This is a genomic window from Pseudomonas sediminis, assembly GCF_039555755.1.
Taxonomy (GTDB): domain Bacteria; phylum Pseudomonadota; class Gammaproteobacteria; order Pseudomonadales; family Pseudomonadaceae; genus Aquipseudomonas; species Aquipseudomonas mendocina_D.
In genome coordinates, this window is the sequence record NZ_CP154631.1 from 3,282,494 (window position 1) to 3,305,238 (window position 22,745).

A 22,745-nucleotide genomic window follows, 5' to 3' on the forward strand; every position below is an offset into this window, starting at 1 on the left:
AGTCAGAGCAACCCCGCCACCAGGCGCCCGAGTACTTCCATGGCCTGTTCGCTGCGTGGGCTCCATGGGTGGCCGTAGTTCAACCGCGCGCAGTGGCGAAAGCCCTGGCTGGCGGAGAAGATCGGCCCCGGCGCCAGGCTGATGCCCTGGGCGAGCGCCAGGCGCAGCAGTTGCAGCGAGTCCAGGCGCTCGGGGAATTCGAACCAGAGGAAGTAGCCACCCGAAGGCCTCGTCACCCGCGTGCTGGCGGGAAAGTGTCGGGCGGCGGAGGCGAGCATCGCGCTCTGTTGCATTTCCAGGGCGTGGCGCAGCTTGCGCAGGTGACGGTCGTAGCCGCCGTGCTGCAGGTAGTCGGCCAGCGCCGCCTGTGCCGGCACTGACGGCGAGATAGTGGTCATCAGCTTGAGCCGGGCGATCTGCTCGGCATAGCGCCCGCCGGCCACCCAGCCAATGCGATAACCCGGCGCCAGACTCTTGGAGAAGGAGCTGCAATGCATCACCAGCCCTTCGCGGTCAAAGCTCTTCACCGGTTTGGGCGGGTGACTGCCGAAGTACAGCTCGGCGTACACGTCGTCCTCGATCAGCGGTACCTGATGCTCGACCAGCAGCTCATACAGCGCCTGCTTCTTGGTCTCGCTCATGCTGGCGCCGAGCGGGTTCTGCAGGCTGCTCATGAACCAGCAGGCCTTGATCGGCAGGTGCTTGAGGCTATCGGACAGGGCACCCAGGTCGATGCCTTCGCGCGGGTGCACGGGGATTTCCACCGCCTTGAGCTGCAGCCGCTCCAGCACCTGCAGGCAGGCGTAGAAGGTGGGGGATTCGATAGCCACCAGGTCGCCGGGCTGGGTCACGCACTGCAGGCAGAGGTTGAGCGCCTCCATGGCGCCGTTGCTGATCACCAGCTCCTCCATCGGCAGCATCACGCCGCTGACCATGTAGCGCAGGGCGATCTGCCGGCGCAGGTCGGCGTTGCCGGCGGTCATGTCGGCGATGATCTCGTGCGGCGAGAGCATGCGCAGCGCGTGCGCCATGCTTTTGGCCAGACGCGGCAGCGGAAACAGGTCGGGGCTGGGGAAGGCCGAGCCGAAGGGTACGGTATGCGGGTCCTTCAGCGAGGCGAGCACGGAGAACACCAGTTCGCTGACATCGACTTCGGTGGTTTGCGCCGCGTGGGCGGTCAGTTCCGGTTCGTGCAGCGGGCGTTTGGCGTGTTCGCGGACGAAATAGCCGGAACGCGCGCGGGCCTGGATCAGGCCGCGATCCTCCAGCAGGTAGTAGGCCTGGAACACGGTGGACGGGCTGACGCCGTAGGTGCGGCTGGCATGGCGTACCGAGGGCACTTTCTCACCGGGACCGAGCACGCCGGTACGGATCAGCTCGGCGATCTCGTCGGCAAATTTTTCGTAGCGTTTCATCCTGTCCTGGTTCACCGCCGCAAAGGGTACGGGCGAATACTTTACGGGGTGAGCGGCAGACATGGCAGTGCCTCGTGAAGGGGGACGTATCTCGAATCGCCCAGGATTGCATCCGGGCTACAACGCTTGCTCCCCTCTCCCATTCATGGGAGAGGGGCCGGGGGAGAGGGTTAGATACACCTCCGTGTAACCGTTACCCCCTCTCCCTAGCCCTCTCCCCGTGGGGGAGAGGGGATTGATCGTGTCCACCTTTCGTTAGGTGAACAGCACGGTTTACTGCGACTCAACGCAGCGGCGCCAGGAAGGTGCTCTTGGTGCTCACATGGCTCTGCGAATCGGCCTTGTCGCGCACTTCGAAACGCAGGGTCTGCGGCCCGGCAGCGTTGTGCGAGGCCGTCAGCGCGACGCTTACCGGCAGGTCGCGAATCTCCCCCGGCGCCAGGTTCAGTGTGCTCGGGCCATGCAGCTCGAAGTCGCCGGGCTCGACCAGGCTGATGGCATAGCTGCGCGGCTGCTGGGTCTTGTTGATGATCTTCAGGCTGTAGATGTTCTCGATCTGGCCCAGTGCGTTCTCGCGGAACAGGCCACGGTCGCGGGTCACGTCCAGCGAGATCAGCGGGCGTTCGGCCAGGGCCCAGACGAAGGCGCCGATCATCACCGCCAGCATCGCCGCGTAGCCGATCAGGCGAGGACGCAACCAGTGGGTCTTGCCGCCGGCCAGCTCATTCTCCGAGCTGTAGCGCACCAGGCCTTGGGCATAGCCGAGCTTGTCCATGATGCTGTCACAGGCATCGACGCAGGCGCCGCAGCCGATGCACTCCAGTTGCAGGCCGTCGCGGATGTCGATGCCGGTGGGGCAGACCTGCACGCACATCGTGCAGTCGATGCAATCGCCCAGGCCTTCGGCCTTGTAGTCGGCGTCCTTGCGGCGCGGGCCACGGTTTTCGCCACGGGCGGCGTCGTAGGAGATGACCAGCGTATCGCTGTCGAACATCACGCTCTGGAAGCGCGAGTAGGGGCACATGTCGCGGCACACCTTTTCGCGCAGCCAGCCGGCGTTGATGTAGGTGGCAGCGGTGAAGAACAGTACCCAGAACGCCGTGGTGGCACCGACTTCGAAGGTCGCCAGGTCCACTGTCAGTTGGCGCACCGGAGTGAAGTAGCCGACGAAGGCCAGGGCCGTGACCAGGCTGACCGCGAGCCACAGGCCGTGCTTGGCGCTGCGCCGGGCCAGTTTTTGCAGCGACCAGGGCGCGGCGTCGAGCTTGATGCGCTGGCCGCGGTCGCCCTCGGTGATCTGCTCCACGCGCATGAACACCCAGGTCCATACGCTCTGCGGGCAGGCGTAGCCACACCAGACGCGGCCAGCCAACACGGTGATGAAGAACAGGCCGAAGGCGGCGATGATCAGGATCGCCGAGAGCAGGATGAAATCCTGTGGCCAGAAGGTCGCGCCGAAGATATGGAACTGACGGTTATCCAGATCCCAGAGCACGGCCTGGCGGCCGTTCCAATCGATCCAGGCGGTGCCGAAGAACAGCAGGAACAGCAAGCCGGCGCCGAGCAGACGGAGGTTGCGAAAACGCCCGGTGAAGCTGCGCGTGTGGATCGGGCCGCCGGCCTGGGCCGGTGTCAGGCGGATGGGTTTGCTCGGGTCGATGGTCTCGACGCTGCGCACGGGGATCAGATCGGTCATTTAGTTGCCCTCATCAGGCGTTTATTCAGGCTGGCGCCATGATCCGAGGGCAACTGATCGCAATACAGACTCAGGTTTTCGATAAAAAAGCGGATCAGATGATCACGTTGGACGTAGGGGAAAATGCCAGAAAGCTCGCCAGGCCCTGCCATTTCTGGCGTCTGGAGCTTTGCTGTCTGGCTGTGTGACGGATGCCCTGCGACATCGCGCCACGCCAATCAGTGACCTGCGCCAGCCACTGTCATACCCATCTGATCCGCTTTTTTAAGGCTTTTCTGGCGCTGTTTTCAGTGCACGCCTGGCAGGCATAGTCGACGCCCCGTGATCAGGAGGCCTGCCTGCATGTACCAATATGACGATTATGACCGCGCGCTGGTGCGCGAACGCGTCGCCCAGTTCCGCGACCAGGTACAGCGGCGCCTGGCCGATGAACTGAGCGAGGAGGAGTTTCTGCCGTTGCGCCTGCAGAACGGCCTGTACCTGCAAAAGCATGCCTACATGCTGCGCGTAGCCATTCCCTACGGCACGCTGTCGGCCAAGCAGATGCGCGCATTGGCGCACATCGCCCGCGAGTACGACCGCGGCTACGGCCACTTCACCACTCGGCAGAACATCCAGTTCAACTGGATCGAGCTGGAACGTGTGCCGGACATCCTCGACTGGCTGGCCGATCACGACATGCATGCCATCCAGACTTCCGGCAACTGCGTGCGCAACGTCACTACCGAGGCTTTCGCCGGCGTCGCTGCCGACGAGTACCTCGACCCACGCCCACTGGCCGAGATCCTCCGTCAGTGGTCGACGGTCAATCCGGAATTCCTGTTCTTGCCGCGCAAGTTCAAGATCGCCCTGTGTGCAGCTGAGCAGGACCGCGCAGCCGTTCAGGTGCATGACATCGGCCTGCAGCTGTATCGCGACCAGGCCAACGAGCTGCGTCTGCGTGTGCTGGTCGGCGGCGGCCTTGGGCGTACGCCGATCATCGCCCAGACCCTGCGCGAGGGTCTGCACTGGCAGGACTGTCTGTCCTACGTCGAGGCCATCCTGCGCGTGTACAACCGCCATGGCCGGCGCGACAACAAGTACAAGGCGCGGATCAAGATTCTGGTCAAGGCGCTGGGCATCGAGGCCTTCGCTAATGAGGTGGAGCGCGAGTGGCAGCCGATCAAGGACGGCCCGGCGCAACTGACCGAGGAAGAGTACCAGCGCGTCGCGGCCTCCTTCCACAAACCGGCCTACGTGCCGCAGGACACCCTCGACCTCGACTTCGGTACCCACCTGGCGCGCGACGAGGCCTTCGCCCGTTGGGTTTCGCGCAATGTCATGGCACACCAGGTGCCCGGTTACCTCAGCGTGGTGCTGTCGACCAAGCCCGGCATCAGCGCTCCGCCCGGCGACGTCACGGCCGAGCAGATGGAGGCCGTGGCCGACTGGAGCGAGCGCTACGGTTTCGGCGAGATTCGCGTCGCCCACGAACAGAATCTGGTGCTGCCCGATGTACGCAAGGCCGACCTCTACGCGCTATGGCGGGAGGCCGAAGCGGCCGGGCTGGGCACGGCCAACGCCGGGTTGCTCACCGACATCATCGCCTGCCCCGGTGGTGATTTCTGCTCGCTGGCCAACGCCAAGTCGATCCCCATTGCCCAGGCCATCCAGCAGCGTTTCGACGATCTCGACTACCTGCATGATCTGGGCGAGCTGAGCCTGAACATCTCCGGCTGTATGAACGCCTGCGGCCATCACCATATCGGCAACATCGGCATCCTCGGCGTAGACAAGAACGGCAGCGAGTGGTACCAGCTCACCCTCGGTGGTAGCCAGGGCCAGCAGGCGGCGCTGGGCAAGGTGATAGGTCCGTCGTTCGCTGCCGAGCAGGTGCCCGAAGTGATCGAGCGCATCGTGCGCACCTACGTCGATCAGCGGCAGGTCAACGAAGGCTTTCTCGACACCTTCCAGCGCATCGGCCTGGAGCCATTCAAGGCGAACGTCTACAGCCGCGAGGAGGTGGCATGAACAACCTGATTCGCCTGGTCGAGGGCCAGGCCTGCATCGTCGACGACGATCCCTGGCAGCTCGATGTGGAGGCTGACGCGCCGTTGATCCTGCCGCTGGCGGCCTGGCGTGAGCGGCAGTCTGTGGAGGTGCTGGAGGGTAGGGCGATGAGCGCCGATGGCCTGCTGCTGCAGGTGGATGACGATCCAGAGGCGCTGCAGCCTTTTCTCACCAGTCTGCCGTTGATCGCCATCGACTTCCCCAGTTTTCGCGATGGCCGTGGCTACAGCCAGGCCTACCTGCTACGTACCCGACTGGGCTGGCGCGGCGAGTTGCGCGCGGTGGGCGATGTGCTGCGCGACCAACTGGCGCACATGCGCCAGTGCGGCTTCGATGCCTTCGCCGTGCGCGCCGACAAATCACTGGAAGATGCACTCAAGGGCCTGCAAGGGCTCAGTGTGTTGTATGGTCGCTCGGTTATCGAGCCGCGTCCGCTGTTTCGTCGGGGGCGCCATAAGGAGGAGTCGAGTTCATGATGGTGCGTGGCCTGTTCTGGCTGGTATTGCTGCAATTGTTCGGCGTGGCGCTCAATCACTGGCTGTTGCCGATGCTGCCAGCCTCGATCATCGGCCTGCTGCTGCTCTCGGTCTGGCTGATGTGGCGCGGCGCCGTGCCTGAGCCGCTGCAGCAGGCCGCCGGTGGTTTACTGCCGTATCTGCCGCTGCTGCTGGCCGTACCGGCCTCTGGGATCATGACCAGCAGCGATCTGCTGCTCGGTGAGCTGCCGGTGATTGTCACCGCGCTGGTGCTGTCGCTGCTGGTGACCGTGCCGTTCTGTGGCTGGTTGCTGCAGACGCTGATCCGCCGTCAGGAGCGCAAGGGATGACATTGCTGACTCATCACCCGCTGTTCGCCATCGCCCTGACGCTGGCCGCCTTTCTGATCGCCGCCTGGCTCTATCGCCGCAGTGGCTGGCTGCTGCTGCAGCCGGTTCTGGTGTCGGTCACACTGATTGTCACCACTTTGCTGCTGTGCGGGGTGGACTACGCCACCTACCGCGCTGGCGCCGAGCCCGTTGCCTGGCTGCTGGGGCCGGCCACCGTGGCCCTGGCGGTGCCGCTGCAACATAACATCAAGCGCATCCGCCAGTTGTTCTGGCCGGTGCTGATAACCCTTACGGCCGGCGGCGTGCTGTCGGTGGCGTTGACCCTGGCCATCGGCTGGGCGCTGGGCGCCGACTGGAGCGTGGTGATGAGCCTGGCGCCGAAATTCGCGACCATGCCGATTGCTATGCCGGTGGCCGAGCAGATTGGCGGCGTGGCGTCGCTGGCGGCGGTGATGGTCATGCTCACCGGTGTGATTGGTACGGCCATGGGGCCGCTGCTGCTGCGCTGGGCGGGCGTCGACCACCCGGCGGCGCGTGGTCTGAGCTATGGCATCAACGCCCATGCCATTGGTACCGCCCATGCCTTGCAGGAAGGGGAGGAGTGCGGCGCCTTCGCCGCCCTGGCGATGAGCCTGCTGGGCATCGGCACTGCCTTGCTGCTGCCGCTACTGCTGACCTGAATCGGGCGGGATTCCGCCATTTCCAGGGGGCTCCTCCCGTGGATCTGGCGAGTTCCCGCCAGCCCCGTGCCGGCTGTGTGGCAGAAAGCCGCACAGGGACTGCTGAATCCTTTCAGCGGCACGCATATTGCTCCAGCACGCGGCGCGATCGGAATACGCCCGCCAAGAGGCCTGGAACCCCCTTCCTTTCGCCCTGTCGCAGATCTGCGGCTATTGCTCATGTGCGGCTCAAACGGCCGCTGCCCGAAACCTTGCCTGCACGGCCCTTGCCGTCGTGCGACGAATAGGACTGTCCCATGAAAAAAATCCTGCTGACGCTGCTTTGTCTCAGCGTGATCGGTTGCTCCAAGCCCCGCGAGCCCGAGAAAACCGTCGACGTGCTGCTGATTGGCGCTGGCGTGATGAGCGCCACCCTCGGCACTTACCTGCACGAGCTGCAGCCGGACTGGAGCATCGAAATCTACGAGCGCCTCGACCAGGTGGCCGCCGAAAGCTCCAATGGCTGGAACAATGCCGGCACCGGCCACTCGGCCTTCTGCGAGCTGAACTACACGCCGGAAACCGCCGACGGTGGCATCGATATCAGCAAGGCCATCGCCATTAACGAATCGTTCGAGATCTCCAAGCAGTTCTGGGCCACCCAGGTCGAGCGCGAGGTGCTGAGCAAGCCCAGGAGCTTCATCAACATCACCCCGCACATGAGCTTCGTCTGGGGTGACGACAACGTCGAATACCTGCGCAAGCGCCACGCCGCCCTGCAGCACAGCAACCTGTTCCGTGGCATGGAGTTCACCGAGGACCACGCACAGATCGCCCAGTGGGTGCCGCTGATCATGCAAGGTCGCGATCCGCAGCAGAAGGTCGCCGCCACCCGTATGGCCATCGGCACCGACGTCAACTTCGGTGAGATCACCCGTCAGCTGATCGACTCGCTGATCGGCAAGGAGCAGGCCAGCCTGCACCTGGAGCACGAAGTCCGCGACCTCAAGCGCAACGATGACGGCACCTGGCGCGTGACCGTCGCCGACCTGGCCAAGGGCGGCGCCGAGCAGAGCATCAATGCACGCTTCGTGTTCATCGGTGCCGGTGGTGGCGCGCTCAAGCTGCTGCAGAAATCCGGCATCGAAGAAGCCGAGGGCTACGCTGGCTTCCCGGTTGGTGGCCAGTTCCTGATGACGCGTAACCAGGACGTGGTTGCCCAGCACCTGGCCAAGGTCTACGGCAAGGCTTCGGTCGGCTCGCCGCCCATGTCAGTGCCGCACCTGGATACCCGCGTGATCGACGGCGAGAACGTGCTGCTGTTCGGCCCGTTCGCCACCTTCTCCACCAAGTTCCTCAAGAACGGCTCGCTGCTCGACATGTTCAGCAGCATGACCACCGACAACTTCATGCCGATGGTCAATGCCGGCATGGACAACTGGTCGCTGAGCACCTACCTGATGGGCCAGCTGATGCTCAGCCAGGAAGACCGCATGGCGTCGCTGCGCGAGTACTTCCCGGAGGCGCAGGACGCCGACTGGGAGCTGCTCACCGCCGGCCAGCGCGTGCAGATCATCAAGAAGGATGCCGAGAAGGGCGGCGTACTGCAGTTCGGTACCGAAGTGGTGACCGCTGCCGACGGCAGCATCAGTGCACTGCTGGGCGCCTCGCCGGGTGCCTCCACTGCCGCACCGATCATGCTGCACCTGATCGAGAAGGCCTTCGCTGACAAGGTCGCCACTCCTGAGTGGCAAGCGCGCCTGAAGGAGATCATCCCGTCGTACGGGCAGAAGCTGAACGACGACCTGGCGCTGACCAACCGTATTCGTCAGTGGAGCAGTGAGCGTCTCGAGCTGCAACACATCGAAGTGGCGCCGGACGTGGAAATGGCTGTCGAGCCCGAGCCGACGCCCGTGACGCTGTAAGGCTTTAACCGCTGTAAAAGAACCCGCCCTGCGTGATGCGCAGGGCGGGTTTTTCTTGGGTCGCTGATATTCGTGAGCTGAATCTTTCGCGGCTGAAGCCCCTCCCACAGATCCCGCCGTGGCTTTGGGAGGGGTTTTAGCAGGGTGATTGCTCGGTTTACGTCCGGGCGATGGGCAGGCTGATCACTCCGTCAGCGTCATCAGAATATCGGCATACCAGGTGCAGTTCAGACCCAGCGCCTCGTCCTGATCCTCGTCGCGATTGCCGAGCAGGCGGGTCGAGTGGATGCCGAGTAGATGCCAGGGCAGGTCGCCATCGACGCTGGCGCGCTTGACTACGGGCGCGCCGCTGATACCGCGATGGGTGCGGCCGTCGGTGAGAAAGTAGCCCAACCCCTGGAATCGCAGGCCGAAAGAAGAGGCTAACCCGGCGTGACGCGCCACCGGCATGCGGTGCAGGGTGTCCTGAAATCCCAGCGGGAAGCCGACCACCAGCAGCGTCGAGCCAATTTCTACATGTTCGTCGGCTTGTAGCAGGTGCTGCGGGGTGAAGGCCTGGTAGGCGCCGCCGTTGGGAAGAGCGGCCTGATCCAGCTCGATCACCGCCACATCGATCTCGCCCGCGCCATCCATGCCTTGTCGCCACAGCTGCTGCTCGCCGTCATACAGTGGGATGGCGAAGCTGACGGTGCTGGTCAGGTTGTCGGCATCGGTGTGCAGTTCGATCTGCAGACTGTCCGGCTGATGGCCACTGGGCTCGTCGAGGACGACATGGCGGCTGGTGACGAGAAACAGCCGTTGCTCCCGGCGGAAGAAGAAACCACTGGCGTTGGTCAGTATCTGCCCAGCGGCCAGGGTGGTGATGCGTGCAGCGCTCAACATCAGGGAGTCGATCATGGCCAGGGCCTCCTGCCAGTATGTGGTCTATCACTGACTGCCAAACCCGTGACAGGTTCGTCTGGTGATCTCGAGCCGGCGCCATGGTGGATGTAACACGCGACATCCATCCGAGGCAGTAGCGGGGCGGTAGGGTGCGCTGTGCGCACCGGTGACTAAGGTGATTCGAAGGTGCGCACAGCGCACCCTGCACACATCACGGCGCGGCCGGTTCATCTTCGTTGCGGTCCAGTGCCACCTGGCGGATCGACAGGCGAATCTCGGCCGGCAGCACGCGTTTGGCAGCGCCTTCGGCCAGTTCGCTGAGCAGTGGGTGATGGCTGAGCTTGCCGGCTTCGTCCTGGCGCAGCACGCCCTGGTCCAGCAGGCTCTGGATGAAGTGGCGGAACAGGCTCTTGTCGAAGAACTCCGGTGCGTTCAGGCCATGCAGGATCGACAGGCGCTGGGCCATGACCGTGCACAGATCCTCCAGCTCCTCGGCGCTGATCGCGTTCTGCCCGGCGTTGAGCAGCAGGGCGATGGCCATATAGAAGCGCTGCAGGGTCTGCGCCACCGAGCGCGAAAGCAGCGTCAGCAGCACGAACTGGCGTGAGCTCGGCGCCGGGCGCACGTACACGTCGCCCTCGATCTTGAGCAGGCCCTGTTCGACGAACGCCGCCAGCCACTGGTCGATCACGCCTTCCAGTTCGCTCTGTTCCCAGCGGATGAACAGCTCGGATTGCAGATACGGATACAGCGCGCCGGCATAGCGCAGGATCTGCTCGCGGCTGATCCGCGCGCTGCTCTGGAAGAAGCTGGCCAGCAGCGCCGGCAAGGCGAAGATGTGCAGCACGTTGTTGCGGTAGTAGGTCATCAGGACGGCGTTCTGCTCGTCCAGATAGAGAATCTTGCCCAGCGCATCCTTCTGTTCGGCCAGCAGGTCCATGCCCTTGACGTGCTTGATCAGCGCCGCGCCGTCGCCTTCCGGCAGAGTGGTATGCGGCGAGTAGGGCACCGCGCGCAGCAGGGCCAGGTACAGGTCGAGCACACGGGCCAGGGCGCGGTCATCCAGGGCCAGCTTGCTGGTGGACAACAGTGCCAGAGCTACCAGGTTGACCGGGTTGATCGACGCCGCTTCGTTGAGGTGGCGCGCCACGCGCTCACCGAGGCGATTGGTGGTGTCGTTGAGCCAGGCCGGGCGGTACTGCGGGCCCAGCTCCTGTTCACGCCAACCGGGCTGCTGCTGGTCGAGGAATTCGGCCAGCTTGATCGGCTCGCCGAAGTTCACCGAGACCTGGCCGAAGCGCTGCTTGAGCGCGCCGAGCACCTTGAACAGGTCGAAGATCGACTCCTTCTTCTTGCTCGCGCCGCGCAGCTCGCCCAGGTAGGTGCGGCCTTCCAGCACGCGCTCGTAGCCGATGTACACCGGCACGAAAACGATGGGCAGGCGGTTGCTGCGCAGGAAGCTGCGCAAGGTGATGGCCAGCATGCCGGTCTTCGGCCGCAGCATGCGCCCGGTGCGCGAACGGCCGCCCTCGACGAAGTATTCGACCGGGAAGCCCTTGCTGAACAGGGTGTGCAGATATTCGTTGAACACCGCCGTGTACAGCGGGTTGCCCTTGAAGGTGCGACGCATGAAGAAGGCGCCGCCACGGCGCAGCAGGCCGCCGATCACCGGCATGTTGAGGTTGATGCCGGCAGCGATATGCGGCGGCGTCAGGCCATTGCGGAACAGCAGGTAGGACAGCAGCAGGTAGTCGATGTGGCTGCGGTGGCAGGGCACGTAGATCACCTCGTGGCCCTGGGCGATGTCGCGCACGCCTTCGACGTTGTGCACCTTGATACCGTCGTAGATCTTGTTCCAGAACCAGCTCAGCACCAGTTCGAGGAAGCGGATCACCGTGTAGGTGTAGTCCGAGGCGATCTCGTTGCCGTAGCGCAGCGCCTGGGCTTCGGCCTTCTCCAGGCTGATCTTCTCGCGCTCGGCTTCCTCGGCAATCGCCTGGCGCACCATCGGGTCGTGCACCAGCCCCTTGACCAGATTGCGTCGGTGCGACACGTCCGGGCCGATCACCGCTGCCTTCTGGTTGCGGAAGTGCACACGCAGGATGCGGTGCACCATGCGCAGGGTGCGCTCCTTGCCCTTGTCCTGCTCGACCAGTTCGCGCAGGTGAATCGGCGTGGAGAACTGCACGCGTGTCTTGCGCCCGAGAATCAGGATGCTGACCAGCCGGCGCAGGCGCCCGGTCACCGCCCAGCTGTCGGCGAACAGCAGTTTCCAAGGGCTGGTTTCGCGATCCGGCGACTGCCCCCAGAACACGCTGACCGGGACGATCTGCGCGTCATCCACGGCATGCTGGCTGAGGGCGGTGACCACGCGATCGAGGGTTGGCGAGATGCCGCGCTTGTCCTGGCGGCCGAACCAGTCCGGCTCCGGCGTCAGGTAGAAGAAGGCGGCGGGCTCGATATGTTCCCCGACCGCTACCGGCAACACCGGGCGCGGCAGGCCGGCCTTGGTGCACTCGCGGTCGACCACTGCCAGGTCGCTAACCGAGGGCTGCTGCAGCACGTAGAACACCGGCTTGCTGCGGTCGAGCTTGAGGGTGAAGGCGGACTGGTTGATGGTTTCCGAGCGTACCCAGAGGTACAGCAGGCGGCGCAACGATCCGAAGACGAGGCGGCGGAAGGGGGAACGGGTCATACGGACTCTGCTTGTATGGCAAAACGAGCGGTGGCTCGGGAAGGGCGCTAGTGTGCCGCAAGCCGCGTCTGGCGGGCAAAAAACTCGTGCGTCCAGACGGTCAGCCCGACCAGCATGCAGGCGGTGTATGACGAGAAAACGGTCAACGACTCAGCACCCGTTGATCAACAGAACTGCAAAGCGGGTCTCGGGTTCCCGATCAGAATGCTGAGTCAGGCCGCCCCGGCGGTGCGAAGCGCCTCCTGACCTGCTGGTTGCGTTGGGGGACCGGGTAGGAGCGAGCTCTGCTCGCGAAGCTTTTGTGCTTGAGGTTCGCGAGCAGAGCTCGCTCCTACAGATGTCCTTGCAGGGCGGGCCGGGCAGCGATCCGCTTCAGCCCAACATCATTTATAAGGCGAATCCCTCACGCCAACTTCATCACTACCACGCCAGCCGCGATCACCGCGCACGCCACCAGGCGAATCGGTCGCAACCTCTCCTTGAGCAACACCACCCCCAGCAGCACGGCGAATACCACGCTGGTCTCGCGCAAGGCCGAAACCAATGCCACCGGCGCCTGGGTCATGGCCCAGATCACGATGGTGTAGGCTGCCATCGACATCGCCCCGCCAGCCAGCCCGCCACGCCAGTGCGGGCCCAGCTGCAGGAAGGCGCGCGGCCCACGGCTGATGGCCAATACCGCAGCCATCACCACACCGTTGACGGTGAACAGCCACAGCGAATAACCCAGCGCATCGCCATTGTTGCGCGCGCCCATGGCATCGCTGAGGGTGTAGCCGGCGATGAACACTGCCGTCATCAACGCACAGCCCAGCATCGCCCCCTGTGGCGCCTTGTGATGGCCGCCGCGCAGCACCATCAGCCAGATGCCCAGCACCAGAACTAGCAAACCCAGCAACTGCAGGGCGCCCAGCCCGTCATGCAACAGCAGCAGTGAGAGCAGGGCGACCATCAGCGGCGAGCTGCCCCGCGCAATCGGGTAGACCTGGCCCAGGTCGCCGTACTAGTAGGCGCGGGCGAGAAAAAAGTTGTAGCCGATATGCAGCAACGCCGACAGCGCGATCCACGGCCAGGCCGAGGCTTGTGGCAGGGCCACCAGCGGCAGCGCGCAGAGCGCCACCAGGCCGGCACCGATCTGGATCAGCGTGGCGGTGAGAAAGCGATCCAGCCCAATCTTGAGCAGGGCGTTCCAGCCTGCGTGCAGGGCTGCGGCAGCGATGACGGCGAGAAAGACCGTGGTTTCCAAGGCGGGCCTCTGAGGTAGGCGGTGTTGAGGACATCTAACTGGAACAGTGGGGTAGTGGCCCGACGCGATATGGCCGGGGCGCCCTGGCAGCCTGCCGCAAGCCCGATTTCCGGGCAAAGCCCATTACAGCCGGCAGCGCGGTGATGCGATATTCAATGCAGTTGATGAAGGCCTCGCTCGGACAGCCGCATGGATGGGCATGAGGTTTTGCGGGGCTAGCGGTCAGCGACAGGCCGATGTGAGTTTCCATATGGGGCTGCCACTAGCAACTGCTTGCGCCATCTCCACTCCAGCAGGCCCATATACCGCTAACGCCCGAATTAGGTCGGCCCGCGAAGCGGGTTCGGAAGAGTGATTTGTCAGGGCGCACTCCCGCATAGAGAGTCATCAAGCTCGCTTCTTTGCATGCTAGAGACAACTCCAGAATCCACCTCCAACCGCAATACAGTGCGATGCACCTCCTGTCCATCTGGAGTAGTGCACATAGGCGAAAATCTCGCGAAGAAAACTCCGCTGAGCCAATCTGCATGAACGCGGTTGCCAAACTCGGGATACACCTGCTTCAAGGGCATATCACCACTGCATCGACTTAAGCCGACTAACCAGATTTTCTGGTCAACCAGTTCGAACCGGCCCACAGGCCCGCCTATAGCAGAGCAGGCTTCAGCCCGCTTTGCGGCAAACAGGCGTTCTGTTCTGGGTAAATCAAGCCAGCAGCATTTCTCTGGATGGATCGGTCCGAGTTCATTTCCAACAAGCAGCGTGTCAGCCAATGGCTGGGTTGCCGAAATCGGAGGAACGACGGCCATCAGCAGACCGAAGAGTACAAAGCGGAGATTGCAATTATTCATGTGTACTTAACGTTTGGTTAAGGGGCGGGCTTTAGCCCGTCCCAGCGAGCGGAGCGAGCGATTTGAACCAGTTGTTATATTTCAAACCTCTGGATCATCCCAGTTCAATTGGTCAATGTAGTTTGTTTTTATTATGCGATATTCATTTATGACTTGATTATTCAGCCAGCCATGGTCTTTGATGATTTTTGGATTTATCCACCCTTGGTGGCTTAAAGCATATATCTTGTTGAGCCAGCCGCGCTTGTAAGAATCTATTGCTATTTCTTTTGACCGACAAATTCCATTAAGTGCATCTTTTTGGCCAAGTTTGTACCACTCGTCGCCATAAGCCTTCTCAAAGTTAAAATCACAGCTTTTTCTCTTCCAATAGCTAATAGCGGCTTCATTTGTGAAGCGCTGCGAATCAAATTCACCTCCAAAGGCAACGGCCGACTCTATTTGTTTTCTTGCGAGTCTGGCAGCCATGTGGCGAACAATTCTCTGCATGATTGGCTGTGTCACAATTTGGCCTTTGAAATATAACGTTTGGTTAAGGGGCCGGCTTTAGCCGGTCCCGAGTGAGCGAAGCGAGCGGCTTGAATGCTGTAATGGACTCTCCCCACACCACAGTTCTATACCAAGGTGTCGAGGATTTTTGAGCGGGAGAGTCGTTATGAAACGTATCGCTGTTGATCTGGCCAAGTCCATTTACCAAGTTGCCGAGAGTGTCCGTTCCGGCCAGGTGGTGCAGCGCAAGCGGCTGAACCGAGAGGCGTTCCGGCGATATATACAGGAGCAGGCCGAGCCGGTCGAGTGGGTGATGGAGGCCTGTGGCACCGCGCACTATTGGGGGCGGCTGGCGCAATCGCTCGGTCATCAGGTGAAGCTGCTGCACCCGCGCTACGTGCGGCCCTATCGCCGTCGCAACAAAACCGACCGCAATGATTGCGATGCCATGCTGGAAGCGGCGCGCTGCACCGACATTCATCCGGTACCGGTGAAGAGCCACGATCAGCAACAGCTCCAGCAATTGCACGGGCTGCGTGAAACCTGGAAGAAGAGTCGCACCCAGCGCATCAACCTGCTGCGCGGCATGCTGCGTGAAGCGGGGATCGAAGCCCCGACCTCGACCGCCGCCTTTATCAGGGCTGCCAGTGAGCTGATTGAGCAACCTGAACTCGCCTCCTTGAGCCGTCTGCTGCATATCGTGCTGGCCGAGATCAACCTGTACGAACAGTGCATGGCCGAATGCGAACAGCAACTCAAGCGCTGGCACGCTGACGATGAAATCGTGCGCAAACTGGATGAGGTCAGTGGTATTGGGCTGCTGACTGCCAGCGCCCTGACGACCGCCGTCGGTAAGCCCGAGCGATTTGCCAATGGTCGCCAGCTCAGCGCTTGGCTGGGTATGACGCCGCGTGAGTTCAGCAGTGGCAATAGCCGCAAGCTCGGCCATATCAGCCGGCAGGGCAATGTCTATGTGCGCACGTTACTGATCCACGGCTCACGTGCAGCCTTGCTCGCCGCACAACGCTGCCAGGCCCGCACACCGGAAAAACTGACGCAGTTGCAGCGCTGGGCCGTGACAACGGCAGCACGGATCGGCCACAACAAGGCAGCGGTGGCCCTGGCCAACAAACTGGTGCGGATCTGCTGGGCGGTGTGGTGCCATGAACGGCGGTTCAGTGGCAATTGGCAGAGCGTCAAGCCCGCCTGACGGCGGGGGTAATCAATTAGGGAGTGATGGTTTTCTTGTGGTTGTGGTGAACAGCAGCACTGTCGGAACAGGCGAGTCCTGCAGCAGAAGAAGGCCGATAACAATGATGATCCCCGTGATCGATTGAACGCTTGGCCCCCGCTGCGCGAACTACAGAATGGCCAGGCCGTGAACGCCCACAACAGGCCGGATATACGAATGCAACCGCGCTGACGACAGGTGCAAAGGCAAAGCTTTACTCACTACTTGTGGGGAGAGTCCATATACCATTTGTTAGACGCTGCTTGCACGATAGTTTCGAGTTCATCACTGCGCTAGGACATTGAAGCTGGATATTTGGTTTTCTATTAGTTTGTAGTTTGGTTCGCCGCTGAGTACGGTGTGCTCTAAGCTAATTATCAGGGTTGCGGATGTGCGGTACACAATGTACTGCGCCCGCGAAACTTTAAAGCCCTTAGAGTTGTAAGATATGCTTTCAGTCCGAACTGCAGGAGTGCCTTTGAATGTGCCTGTGCCGGACTGCGATGAAATTAGCCTGATTCCAGAAGCTCTCATGATTTCATTTTGTCTTTTGGAGAGCTCATCTCCTAGAGTGTTAATGTCTGAAACTGTCAGGCCATCAAATTCTTCTTTTGTTAGCTCTGGAGGCCCGACCATAACTCTTGTTAGGAATGCTTCATTGCTCTTTTCTTTGTAGATCATGAAAGGGGTGGCGATATCCTTTAGATCTACATCGAGCTCTACTTTGGCCGTGTTAGCGATTTTGCTCGCTTGCCTCATTAGCTCGGTCGCATGAGAGCTAGATACAACGCGCCAATCTCCTGGGGCGGATATTTCATAAAGCCCGTCGAATCTATAATTTTCAGCGTGTGTGATGGCTGGGTATGAGATCAATATGGCTATTGCTATGAGTAATTTTCTCAATTTTTTATCTCTTGATGATCTTAAAGTTCGCTCAGTGCGATTTCTTTGCAGTGTCTAACAGTGATTAGACGGAAGGCGGTACTAACGCGATAGTAGAGCCTTCCATCTAACTCCGCACCACTATCATGGTTGCCCTGGGAAATTCTTTTTAAAATCATGGCATTACCAGTCAGCTCCTGATCCTTGGGCGTATTCGCTTGACTTCCTCTTTTGCCTCATTGCTTACAGTTGCTCAAAAACAGTCAGAACACCCTGTTTGTGTTCCGCGCGCTAAGCCTTGAACGCCCAGGCCATGTATCCATCGGCAAATGGCGCTTCGCCATGGGGTGTTGAGCTTTGGCATGAAGCTGTCCAATCGCCGAAGCTATATTCCTTTTACTGCTTGTTGCAACCTGCTGACTGAACTTTTCAGTTTTGCTACGGTCTTGCCCTCGTCCGGGCGTGTGCTTTTCCACGTCCGGCGTTCTTGCGGCCTGCGCTTTAGCGATGGTTTCGCTGAGCGCAGGCCATTCGCGACGGTGAGAGGCCATGATCGATATAAGAAACCTGACCAAGCGTTTTGCGCAGCACACGGCAGTCGATGACCTGTCGTTCCAGGTCCAGCCAGGGGAGGTGCTGGGCTTTCTCGGTCCCAACGGGGCCGGCAAATCCACCACCATGAAGATGCTCACCGGCTTTCTCGCGCCGACCTCCGGTACGGCGAGCATCCTCGGTTGCGATATCCAGACCCAGACTCTCAAGGCCCAGCGGCATATCGGTTATCTGCCGGAAGGCGCGCCGTGCTATGGCGACATGACGGTGCGTGGCTTTCTTGGGTTTATCGCCGAGGTGCGCGGTTTTCGCGGCGCCGAGAAGACGCTTCGCGTGCAGCGCGCTGTGGAGCAGGTGGAGCTGGAAAAGGTGCTGGAGCAGAGCATCGAGACGCTCTCCAAGGGCTTCAAGCGCCGCGTTGGCCTGGCCCAGGCGATTCTGCATGATCCGCGCGTGCTGATCCTCGACGAGCCCACCGACGGCCTCGACCCCAACCAGAAGCATCAGGTGCGCCAGCTTATTCAGGGGCTGGCCCGCGACAAGATCGTGATCATTTCCACTCATATTCTCGAAGAGGTAACGGCGCTGTGTACCCGCGCGGTGGTGATCGCCCAGGGCCGCTTGCTGGCCGATGGTACGCCGCTGGAGCTGGAAAGCCGCTCGCGCTATCACCAGGCGGTGACGCTGGTGGCCGATGAGGTGCTGGACCAGGCAGCCCTGGCGGCGCTGCCGGGCGTCGCCGGTGTCGAGGAGAACGCCCGCGAGCACAGCCTGAGCGTGCTGGCGCAGCCGGGCGAAGTGATCTTCCCGCAGGTCAATGCGCTGATTGCCGAGCGCGGCTGGAAGGTCAAGGAACTCAACGTGGAACGCGGCCGCCTGGATGAGGTGTTCCGCACACTGACCCGGGGAGAGCAGCCATGACCCAGTTGCCCGTGATCTTCAAACGCGAGCTGGCGAGCTATTTCGCCACGCCGCTGGCCTATGTGTTCATCGTCATCTTCCTGGTGCTGTCCGGGGTGTTCACCTTCTACCTGGGCGGCTTCTTCGAGGGCGGGCAGGCCAATCTGTCGGCCTTCTTCAATTTCCACCCCTGGCTCTATCTGTTCCTGGTGCCGGCGATTGCCATGCGCCTGTGGGCGGAGGAGCGCAAGTCCGGCTCCATCGAGCTGCTGATGACCCTGCCGATCACCCGCTTCGAGGCGGTCACCGGCAAGTTCCTGGCGGCCTGGGTGTTTGCCGGCATCGCGCTGCTGCTGACCTTTCCGATGATCATCACGGTCAACTATCTGGGCGAGCCGGACAGCGGCGCCATCGTCACCGGCTATATCGGCAGCTGGCTGCTGGCCGGGGCTTATCTGGCCATCGGCTCGTGCATGTCGGCGCTGAGCAAGAACCAGGTGATCGCCTTCATCCTCGCGGTCAGCGCCTGCTTCCTGTTTATCGTCAGCGGCTTTCCCATGGTGCTCGACGCCTTCGCCTGGGCGCCGCAGTGGCTGGTGGACGCCATCGCCTCGCTGAGCTTCCTGGTGCGCTTCGACGCCATCAGCAAGGGTGTGATCGATCTGCGTGACCTGCTGTATTTCCTCTCGCTGATCGCTGCCTGGCTGACCGCCACTGCCGTGGTCATCGACCTGAAGAAAGCCGACTGAGGAGCGCCCATGAAAAAGCTGATCTATTCCGGCGCCGGGCTGCTGCTGATCGCGGTGGCCTTTGTCGCCTTCAACCTGCTGGCTGGCCTGGGTCTGGGCGGTGCACGCCTGGACCTGACCGAGCAGAAGCTCTACACCATCTCCGATGGCACCCAGCAGATCCTTGGAGAGCTGGACGAGCCGATCAATCTGTACTTCTTCTATTCGGACAAGGTGGCCAAGAACCTGCCAGCGCTGCGCACCTACGCCCAGCGCGTGGAGGAGATGCTCAAGGCCTACCAGGCGCAGGCCGGCGGCAAGATTCGCCTGCACATCATCGACCCCGAGCCGTTCTCCGAGGACGAGGACAAGGCTGCCGAATTCGGCCTGCAAGGCATCCCGCTGCAGCAGGGCGGCGACTCGATCTACTTCGGCCTGGCCGGCACCAACGGCCTGGACGATACCCAGGTGATTCCGTTCTTCGCCCTGGATCAGGAGGAACATCTCGAATATGAGCTGAGCCGCCTGGTGCAGACCCTGGCCAAGCCGGAACTGCCGGTGGTTGGCGTGCTCTCCGGGCTGCCGATGACCGGCGGTTTCGACATGATGGCGCGGCAGCCGACGCCGCCGTGGATGGTGCTGGAGCAGGTGCGTCAGTTGTTCCAGATCGAGAACCTCAGGACCGATGTCGACCAGATTCCCGAGAAGGTCTCGGTGCTGTGGCTGGTGCATCCGAAGAATCTGCCCGAGCAGACCCTGTATGCCATCGATCAGTTCGTGCTGCGCGGCGGCAAGCTGATGGTGTTCGTTGATCCATACGCGGAAGCGGACAGTGGTGACATGCCGGGCGAGGTGGCGGTGGACAAGGCCTCTAACATCGAGGTGCTGTTCAAGGCCTGGGGTCTGCGCATGGTGCCGGACAAGGTGCTCGGCGATGGCTCCTACGCCATGTCGGTGAACATGGGGCAGGGGCAGCGCCCGGTGCGTCATGCTGCCTGGCTGAGCCTGCCGCGCAAGGCGCTGGATCAGGCCGATATCGCCACGGCTGGGCTGGAGAGCGTCACAGTGGCCACTGCCGGCATTCTCGAGCCGTTGGAAGGGGCGAAGACGCGTTTCACGCCGCTGATGCAAAGCTCCGAATACGCCATGCCGTTCGACGCCCAGCGCTTCGCCATGCTCAGGAACCCCGAGGAGCTCATCCGCGAACTGGAGCCGACCGGCGAGCGCTACACCATCGCCGCACGCATCGATGGTCCGGCGCAGAGCGCTTACCCGGAAGGCATCGAAGGGCGCAAGGACGGGCTCAAGCAGGCGGACACCATCAACGTGATCGCGGTGGCCGATACCGATATCCTCAGCGACCGCATGTGGGTGCAGGTGCAGGACTTCTTCGGCCAGCGCATGCCGCAGCCATGGGCGGATAACGGCAGCTTCACCATCAATGCGCTGGACAATCTGACCGGTTCCGAAGCACTCATCAGCGTGCGTTCGCGTGGTCGCTTCAGTCGTCCGTTCGTGGTGGTCGAAGAGCTGCAGCGCGCTGCCGAACAGCGCTTCCGCGACAAGGAGCAGGCCTTGCAGGCGCGTTTGGCCGAGACCGAGCAGCAACTGGCGGCGCTGCAACGCAATGATGATCCTGGCCAGGCGCTGGAGTTGACGCCGGAGCAGCAGGGCGCCTTGCAGCGCTTCATCCAGCAGAAGCTGGAGATTCGCAAGGAGCTGCGTGAGGTGCGCTACCAGCTCAATGCCGATATCGAGGCGCTGGGCCGCACGCTGAAAATCATCAACATCGCCCTGGTGCCGGCGCTGCTGACCCTGGGTGTGTTGGCGTTGTGGCTGTGGCGGCGCCGTCGTCGCGCGTGAGGGTTATCGCTTGTAGGAGGGGCTTCAGCGGCGACAGTCGCGGCTAAAGCCCTCCCACGAACCGAGCGTAGGGTGGAGGTCGCTTTTTACATCCACCGCAACGGTGGATCGGTGAAGCGTGATCCGCCCTTGTCGCTTTCGAGTCATCAACAGTGAGATGGGTATGGGACGCAAAGGTCTGATGGCATTGATCGTCATCGTGCTGCTTTGTGTGCTGGGTTACCTGGCCGTGCAGCACAGCCAGCAGCAGAACGTGGCGCAAATCGAGCAGGCGCCTTGGCTGGCGGCCGAACAGGGTTACCTGAACACCTTGCAGGCGCTGGAGGTCGAGCTGCCGGGGCAGCCGTCGGTGCGCATCGAACGCCGCGACGAGCAATGGGTGGTGCCGGCCAAGGCTGACTATCCGGCTGCACCGCAAGCGCTGGCGGAACTGCTGCGAGCGCTGCGTGAGGCACGCAGCATCGAGGCCAAGACCGCCAACCCGCAGTGGCATGGCCGTCTGGGATTGGCCGAGGAAGGCAAGGCTGAGGAGCAGGCCTTACGTCTGAAGCTGCAATTCGAGGGGCATCCCGATCTTGGCCTGCGCCTGGGCAACCCCTCGCGTCAGGGCAGCGGACAACTGGTACGACGTGCCGGCGAGGATCAGGTCTGGTTGATCGACCAGCAGTTGCAGGTGCCGACTCGCGAGCTGGACTGGCTGGACCGACGCATCAGCGACATTCCCTTTACCGCTATCGCGCGCGTGGAGTTGCGCTATGCCGACGGTGAAAAGCTCACGCTGAAGCGTGCCGATGCCCAGCAATACAACTTCGCCGTGGAGGAGCTGCGCAAGGAGCAGAAGCTCAGCTTCGAGGGTGCGGCCAATAGCGTCGCCCTGGTCTTCTCCAACCTGCAGTTCGCCGACGCCGCACCATTGGCGCAGATAGGTTTCAAGCAGGCGCCGATGCTGCAGTTCAGTCTCAGCGGTTTTGCCGAGGAAAAGCTCGAAGGCGCGTTGTACAAGCAGGGTGAACAGTATTGGTTGGTGCTTGGCGAGCGTGAAGGTTTCAACGCTGCGGAGGTGAGTGCGCACAGTGACTGGGCATATCGACTGGAGCCTGATCAGGTGCAGCGGCTGGCGAAGAAGTTGCGCGATCTGTTAGTCAAAAGCTCGTAAAACAAGCTGTAACCTGCATATCTTCTGGGTTCTTGGCGGTTTTTAACAAAGCGCTTTTCAGTCACAATTCATGCTTTATACTCGGCCCTCGGCTGCAGCAAGAACGCGAATCGCTTGACCTGCTCCATGCTCGATTGCCGGGGGTGGCGAACGCTGAGAAGACCGTTTTTACCGAGCCGTCAAAGCGCCTTCGGGATAATAAAAACATAGCGAGTTTGGAGAAGTTGGTAATGGCAGATCGTGAGACGGGAACCGTCAAATGGTTCAATGATTCCAAGGGTTACGGGTTCATTCAGCGCGAAAGCGGCCCGGACGTATTCGTTCACTACCGCGCTATTCGTGGCGACGGCCACCGCACCCTGGTCGAAGGCCAGAAGGTCGAGTTCGGTGTGACCCAGGGCCAGAAAGGCCTGCAGGCGGAAGACGTCTCCGCGGTCTGAGCTCCCGCTCGACATACAACAAGGCCCGTCGATGACGGGCCTTGTTGTTTCTGCACGCTGTACTTCGTTTCGCGGGTAGCTCCCCTCTCCCATTAATTGGGGGCACGCCTAGTGGAGAGGGGCCGGGGCAGAGGGCTAAAAATACCGCAAAACTGCCAGTTTTCCCCTCGCCGAACGCGGCCGCGAAGGTGAAGAACACTGTAGCCAGATGTAATCCGGGAAATGCGCTGATCCCCGGATTTCATCCGGGCTACGGGCGG

17 protein-coding genes and 1 pseudogene are annotated in these 22,745 nt (G+C 61.9%); 11 read left to right on the forward strand and 7 right to left on the reverse strand.

What is annotated here, in order from left to right; translation table 11 throughout:
* Window positions 1–2: 2 nt before the first annotated feature.
* Together mapR and ccoG are read right to left on the reverse strand one after the other, a co-directional pair.
* Window positions 3–1,415 carry a GntR family transcriptional regulator MpaR gene (gene mapR / locus AAEQ75_RS15435; protein WP_343349609.1) on the reverse strand — a complete coding sequence of 471 codons (1,413 nt, stop codon included), beginning with the start codon at window positions 1,413–1,415 and terminating at the stop codon, window positions 3–5.
* A 283-nt stretch (window positions 1,416–1,698) separates the two neighbouring features.
* Entirely contained in the window at window positions 1,699–3,111 is a 1,413-nt protein-coding gene (gene ccoG / locus AAEQ75_RS15440; RefSeq protein ID WP_343349610.1) for a cytochrome c oxidase accessory protein CcoG, read from the reverse strand.
* 342 nt (window positions 3,112–3,453) lie between these two features.
* Here ccoG and AAEQ75_RS15445 point away from each other — a divergent pair, with 342 nt between their 5' ends.
* The 5 genes from AAEQ75_RS15445 to AAEQ75_RS15465 all read left to right on the forward strand — a co-directional run bounded on the left by AAEQ75_RS15445 (window position 3,454) and on the right by AAEQ75_RS15465 (window position 8,570).
* Window positions 3,454–5,121 carry a nitrite/sulfite reductase gene (locus AAEQ75_RS15445; RefSeq protein WP_343349611.1) on the forward strand — a complete coding sequence of 556 codons (1,668 nt, stop codon included), beginning with the start codon at window positions 3,454–3,456 and terminating at the stop codon, window positions 5,119–5,121.
* Complete coding sequence (locus AAEQ75_RS15450) at window positions 5,118–5,636, forward strand: DUF934 domain-containing protein (RefSeq protein WP_143507809.1); 519 nt, start codon at window positions 5,118–5,120, stop codon at window positions 5,634–5,636. Before AAEQ75_RS15445 ends, AAEQ75_RS15450 begins: the two co-directional genes overlap by 4 nt.
* Window positions 5,633–5,986: a CidA/LrgA family protein gene (locus AAEQ75_RS15455; protein ID WP_003462101.1), complete on the forward strand. Its 354-nt coding sequence runs from the start codon at window positions 5,633–5,635 to the stop codon at window positions 5,984–5,986. The genes AAEQ75_RS15450 and AAEQ75_RS15455 overlap by 4 nt, the downstream gene beginning before the upstream one ends.
* Window positions 5,983–6,666 carry an LrgB family protein gene (locus tag AAEQ75_RS15460; RefSeq protein ID WP_343349612.1) on the forward strand — a complete coding sequence of 228 codons (684 nt, stop codon included), beginning with the start codon at window positions 5,983–5,985 and terminating at the stop codon, window positions 6,664–6,666. The genes AAEQ75_RS15455 and AAEQ75_RS15460 overlap by 4 nt, the downstream gene beginning before the upstream one ends.
* Before the next feature lie 296 nt (window positions 6,667–6,962).
* The gene (locus tag AAEQ75_RS15465) at window positions 6,963–8,570 is read left to right on the forward strand and encodes a malate:quinone oxidoreductase (RefSeq protein WP_343349613.1); all 1,608 of its coding nucleotides are present in this window, start codon (window positions 6,963–6,965) and stop codon (window positions 8,568–8,570) included.
* A gap of 183 nt (window positions 8,571–8,753) precedes the next feature.
* On the opposite strand, the gene AAEQ75_RS15470 is transcribed toward AAEQ75_RS15465, so the two are convergent.
* The 4 genes and pseudogenes from AAEQ75_RS15470 to AAEQ75_RS15485 all read right to left on the reverse strand — a co-directional run bounded on the left by AAEQ75_RS15470 (window position 8,754) and on the right by AAEQ75_RS15485 (window position 14,712).
* Window positions 8,754–9,467: a trypsin-like peptidase domain-containing protein gene (locus tag AAEQ75_RS15470; protein ID WP_343349614.1), complete on the reverse strand. Its 714-nt coding sequence runs from the start codon at window positions 9,465–9,467 to the stop codon at window positions 8,754–8,756.
* Window positions 9,468–9,663: 196 nt separating this feature from the next.
* Window positions 9,664–12,147 carry a glycerol-3-phosphate 1-O-acyltransferase PlsB gene (gene plsB, locus AAEQ75_RS15475; protein ID WP_343349615.1) on the reverse strand — a complete coding sequence of 828 codons (2,484 nt, stop codon included), beginning with the start codon at window positions 12,145–12,147 and terminating at the stop codon, window positions 9,664–9,666.
* A gap of 403 nt (window positions 12,148–12,550) precedes the next feature.
* Window positions 12,551–13,393 (reverse strand): annotated as a pseudogene (locus AAEQ75_RS15480) (EamA family transporter).
* Window positions 13,394–14,325: 932 nt separating this feature from the next.
* Complete coding sequence (locus AAEQ75_RS15485; RefSeq protein ID WP_343349616.1) at window positions 14,326–14,712, reverse strand: hypothetical protein; 387 nt, start codon at window positions 14,710–14,712, stop codon at window positions 14,326–14,328.
* Window positions 14,713–14,899: 187 nt separating this feature from the next.
* Here AAEQ75_RS15485 and AAEQ75_RS15490 point away from each other — a divergent pair, with 187 nt between their 5' ends.
* Window positions 14,900–15,943: an IS110 family transposase gene (locus AAEQ75_RS15490; protein ID WP_343349617.1), complete on the forward strand. Its 1,044-nt coding sequence runs from the start codon at window positions 14,900–14,902 to the stop codon at window positions 15,941–15,943.
* 306 nt (window positions 15,944–16,249) lie between these two features.
* On the opposite strand, the gene AAEQ75_RS15495 is transcribed toward AAEQ75_RS15490, so the two are convergent.
* Complete coding sequence (locus AAEQ75_RS15495; RefSeq protein ID WP_343349619.1) at window positions 16,250–16,867, reverse strand: hypothetical protein; 618 nt, start codon at window positions 16,865–16,867, stop codon at window positions 16,250–16,252.
* A gap of 528 nt (window positions 16,868–17,395) precedes the next feature.
* Between AAEQ75_RS15495 and AAEQ75_RS15500 the strand changes: the two genes are divergently transcribed.
* The 5 genes from AAEQ75_RS15500 (at window position 17,396) to AAEQ75_RS15520 (ending at window position 22,485) form a co-directional block, all read left to right on the forward strand.
* Complete coding sequence (locus tag AAEQ75_RS15500) at window positions 17,396–18,319, forward strand: ABC transporter ATP-binding protein (RefSeq protein WP_343349620.1); 924 nt, start codon at window positions 17,396–17,398, stop codon at window positions 18,317–18,319.
* Complete coding sequence (locus AAEQ75_RS15505) at window positions 18,316–19,047, forward strand: ABC transporter permease subunit (protein ID WP_343349621.1); 732 nt, start codon at window positions 18,316–18,318, stop codon at window positions 19,045–19,047. Before AAEQ75_RS15500 ends, AAEQ75_RS15505 begins: the two co-directional genes overlap by 4 nt.
* Before the next feature lie 9 nt (window positions 19,048–19,056).
* The gene (locus AAEQ75_RS15510; RefSeq protein WP_343349622.1) at window positions 19,057–20,889 is read left to right on the forward strand and encodes a GldG family protein; all 1,833 of its coding nucleotides are present in this window, start codon (window positions 19,057–19,059) and stop codon (window positions 20,887–20,889) included.
* A gap of 163 nt (window positions 20,890–21,052) precedes the next feature.
* A complete protein-coding gene (locus AAEQ75_RS15515; RefSeq protein ID WP_343349623.1) occupies window positions 21,053–22,045 on the forward strand; it encodes a DUF4340 domain-containing protein in 993 nt (330 codons plus the stop codon).
* Window positions 22,046–22,275: 230 nt separating this feature from the next.
* Window positions 22,276–22,485 carry a cold-shock protein gene (locus AAEQ75_RS15520; protein ID WP_004423973.1) on the forward strand — a complete coding sequence of 70 codons (210 nt, stop codon included), beginning with the start codon at window positions 22,276–22,278 and terminating at the stop codon, window positions 22,483–22,485.
* The last annotated feature ends 260 nt before the right edge of the window (window positions 22,486–22,745 follow it).

Coding starts and splice junctions, on each gene's coding strand:
- mapR (WP_343349609.1), bottom strand. CDS start 1,415: ATGAAACGCTACGAAAAATTTGCCGACGAGATCGCCGAGCTGATCCGT.
- ccoG (WP_343349610.1), bottom strand. CDS start 3,111: ATGACCGATCTGATCCCCGTGCGCAGCGTCGAGACCATCGACCCGAGC.
- AAEQ75_RS15445 (WP_343349611.1), top strand. CDS start 3,454: ATGTACCAATATGACGATTATGACCGCGCGCTGGTGCGCGAACGCGTC.
- AAEQ75_RS15450 (WP_143507809.1), top strand. CDS start 5,118: ATGAACAACCTGATTCGCCTGGTCGAGGGCCAGGCCTGCATCGTCGAC.
- AAEQ75_RS15455 (WP_003462101.1), top strand. CDS start 5,633: ATGATGGTGCGTGGCCTGTTCTGGCTGGTATTGCTGCAATTGTTCGGC.
- AAEQ75_RS15460 (WP_343349612.1), top strand. CDS start 5,983: ATGACATTGCTGACTCATCACCCGCTGTTCGCCATCGCCCTGACGCTG.
- AAEQ75_RS15465 (WP_343349613.1), top strand. CDS start 6,963: ATGAAAAAAATCCTGCTGACGCTGCTTTGTCTCAGCGTGATCGGTTGC.
- AAEQ75_RS15470 (WP_343349614.1), bottom strand. CDS start 9,467: ATGATCGACTCCCTGATGTTGAGCGCTGCACGCATCACCACCCTGGCC.
- plsB (WP_343349615.1), bottom strand. CDS start 12,147: ATGACCCGTTCCCCCTTCCGCCGCCTCGTCTTCGGATCGTTGCGCCGC.
- AAEQ75_RS15485 (WP_343349616.1), bottom strand. CDS start 14,712: ATGGCTGCCAGACTCGCAAGAAAACAAATAGAGTCGGCCGTTGCCTTT.
- AAEQ75_RS15490 (WP_343349617.1), top strand. CDS start 14,900: ATGAAACGTATCGCTGTTGATCTGGCCAAGTCCATTTACCAAGTTGCC.
- AAEQ75_RS15500 (WP_343349620.1), top strand. CDS start 17,396: ATGATCGATATAAGAAACCTGACCAAGCGTTTTGCGCAGCACACGGCA.
- AAEQ75_RS15505 (WP_343349621.1), top strand. CDS start 18,316: ATGACCCAGTTGCCCGTGATCTTCAAACGCGAGCTGGCGAGCTATTTC.
- AAEQ75_RS15510 (WP_343349622.1), top strand. CDS start 19,057: ATGAAAAAGCTGATCTATTCCGGCGCCGGGCTGCTGCTGATCGCGGTG.
- AAEQ75_RS15515 (WP_343349623.1), top strand. CDS start 21,053: ATGGGACGCAAAGGTCTGATGGCATTGATCGTCATCGTGCTGCTTTGT.
- AAEQ75_RS15520 (WP_004423973.1), top strand. CDS start 22,276: ATGGCAGATCGTGAGACGGGAACCGTCAAATGGTTCAATGATTCCAAG.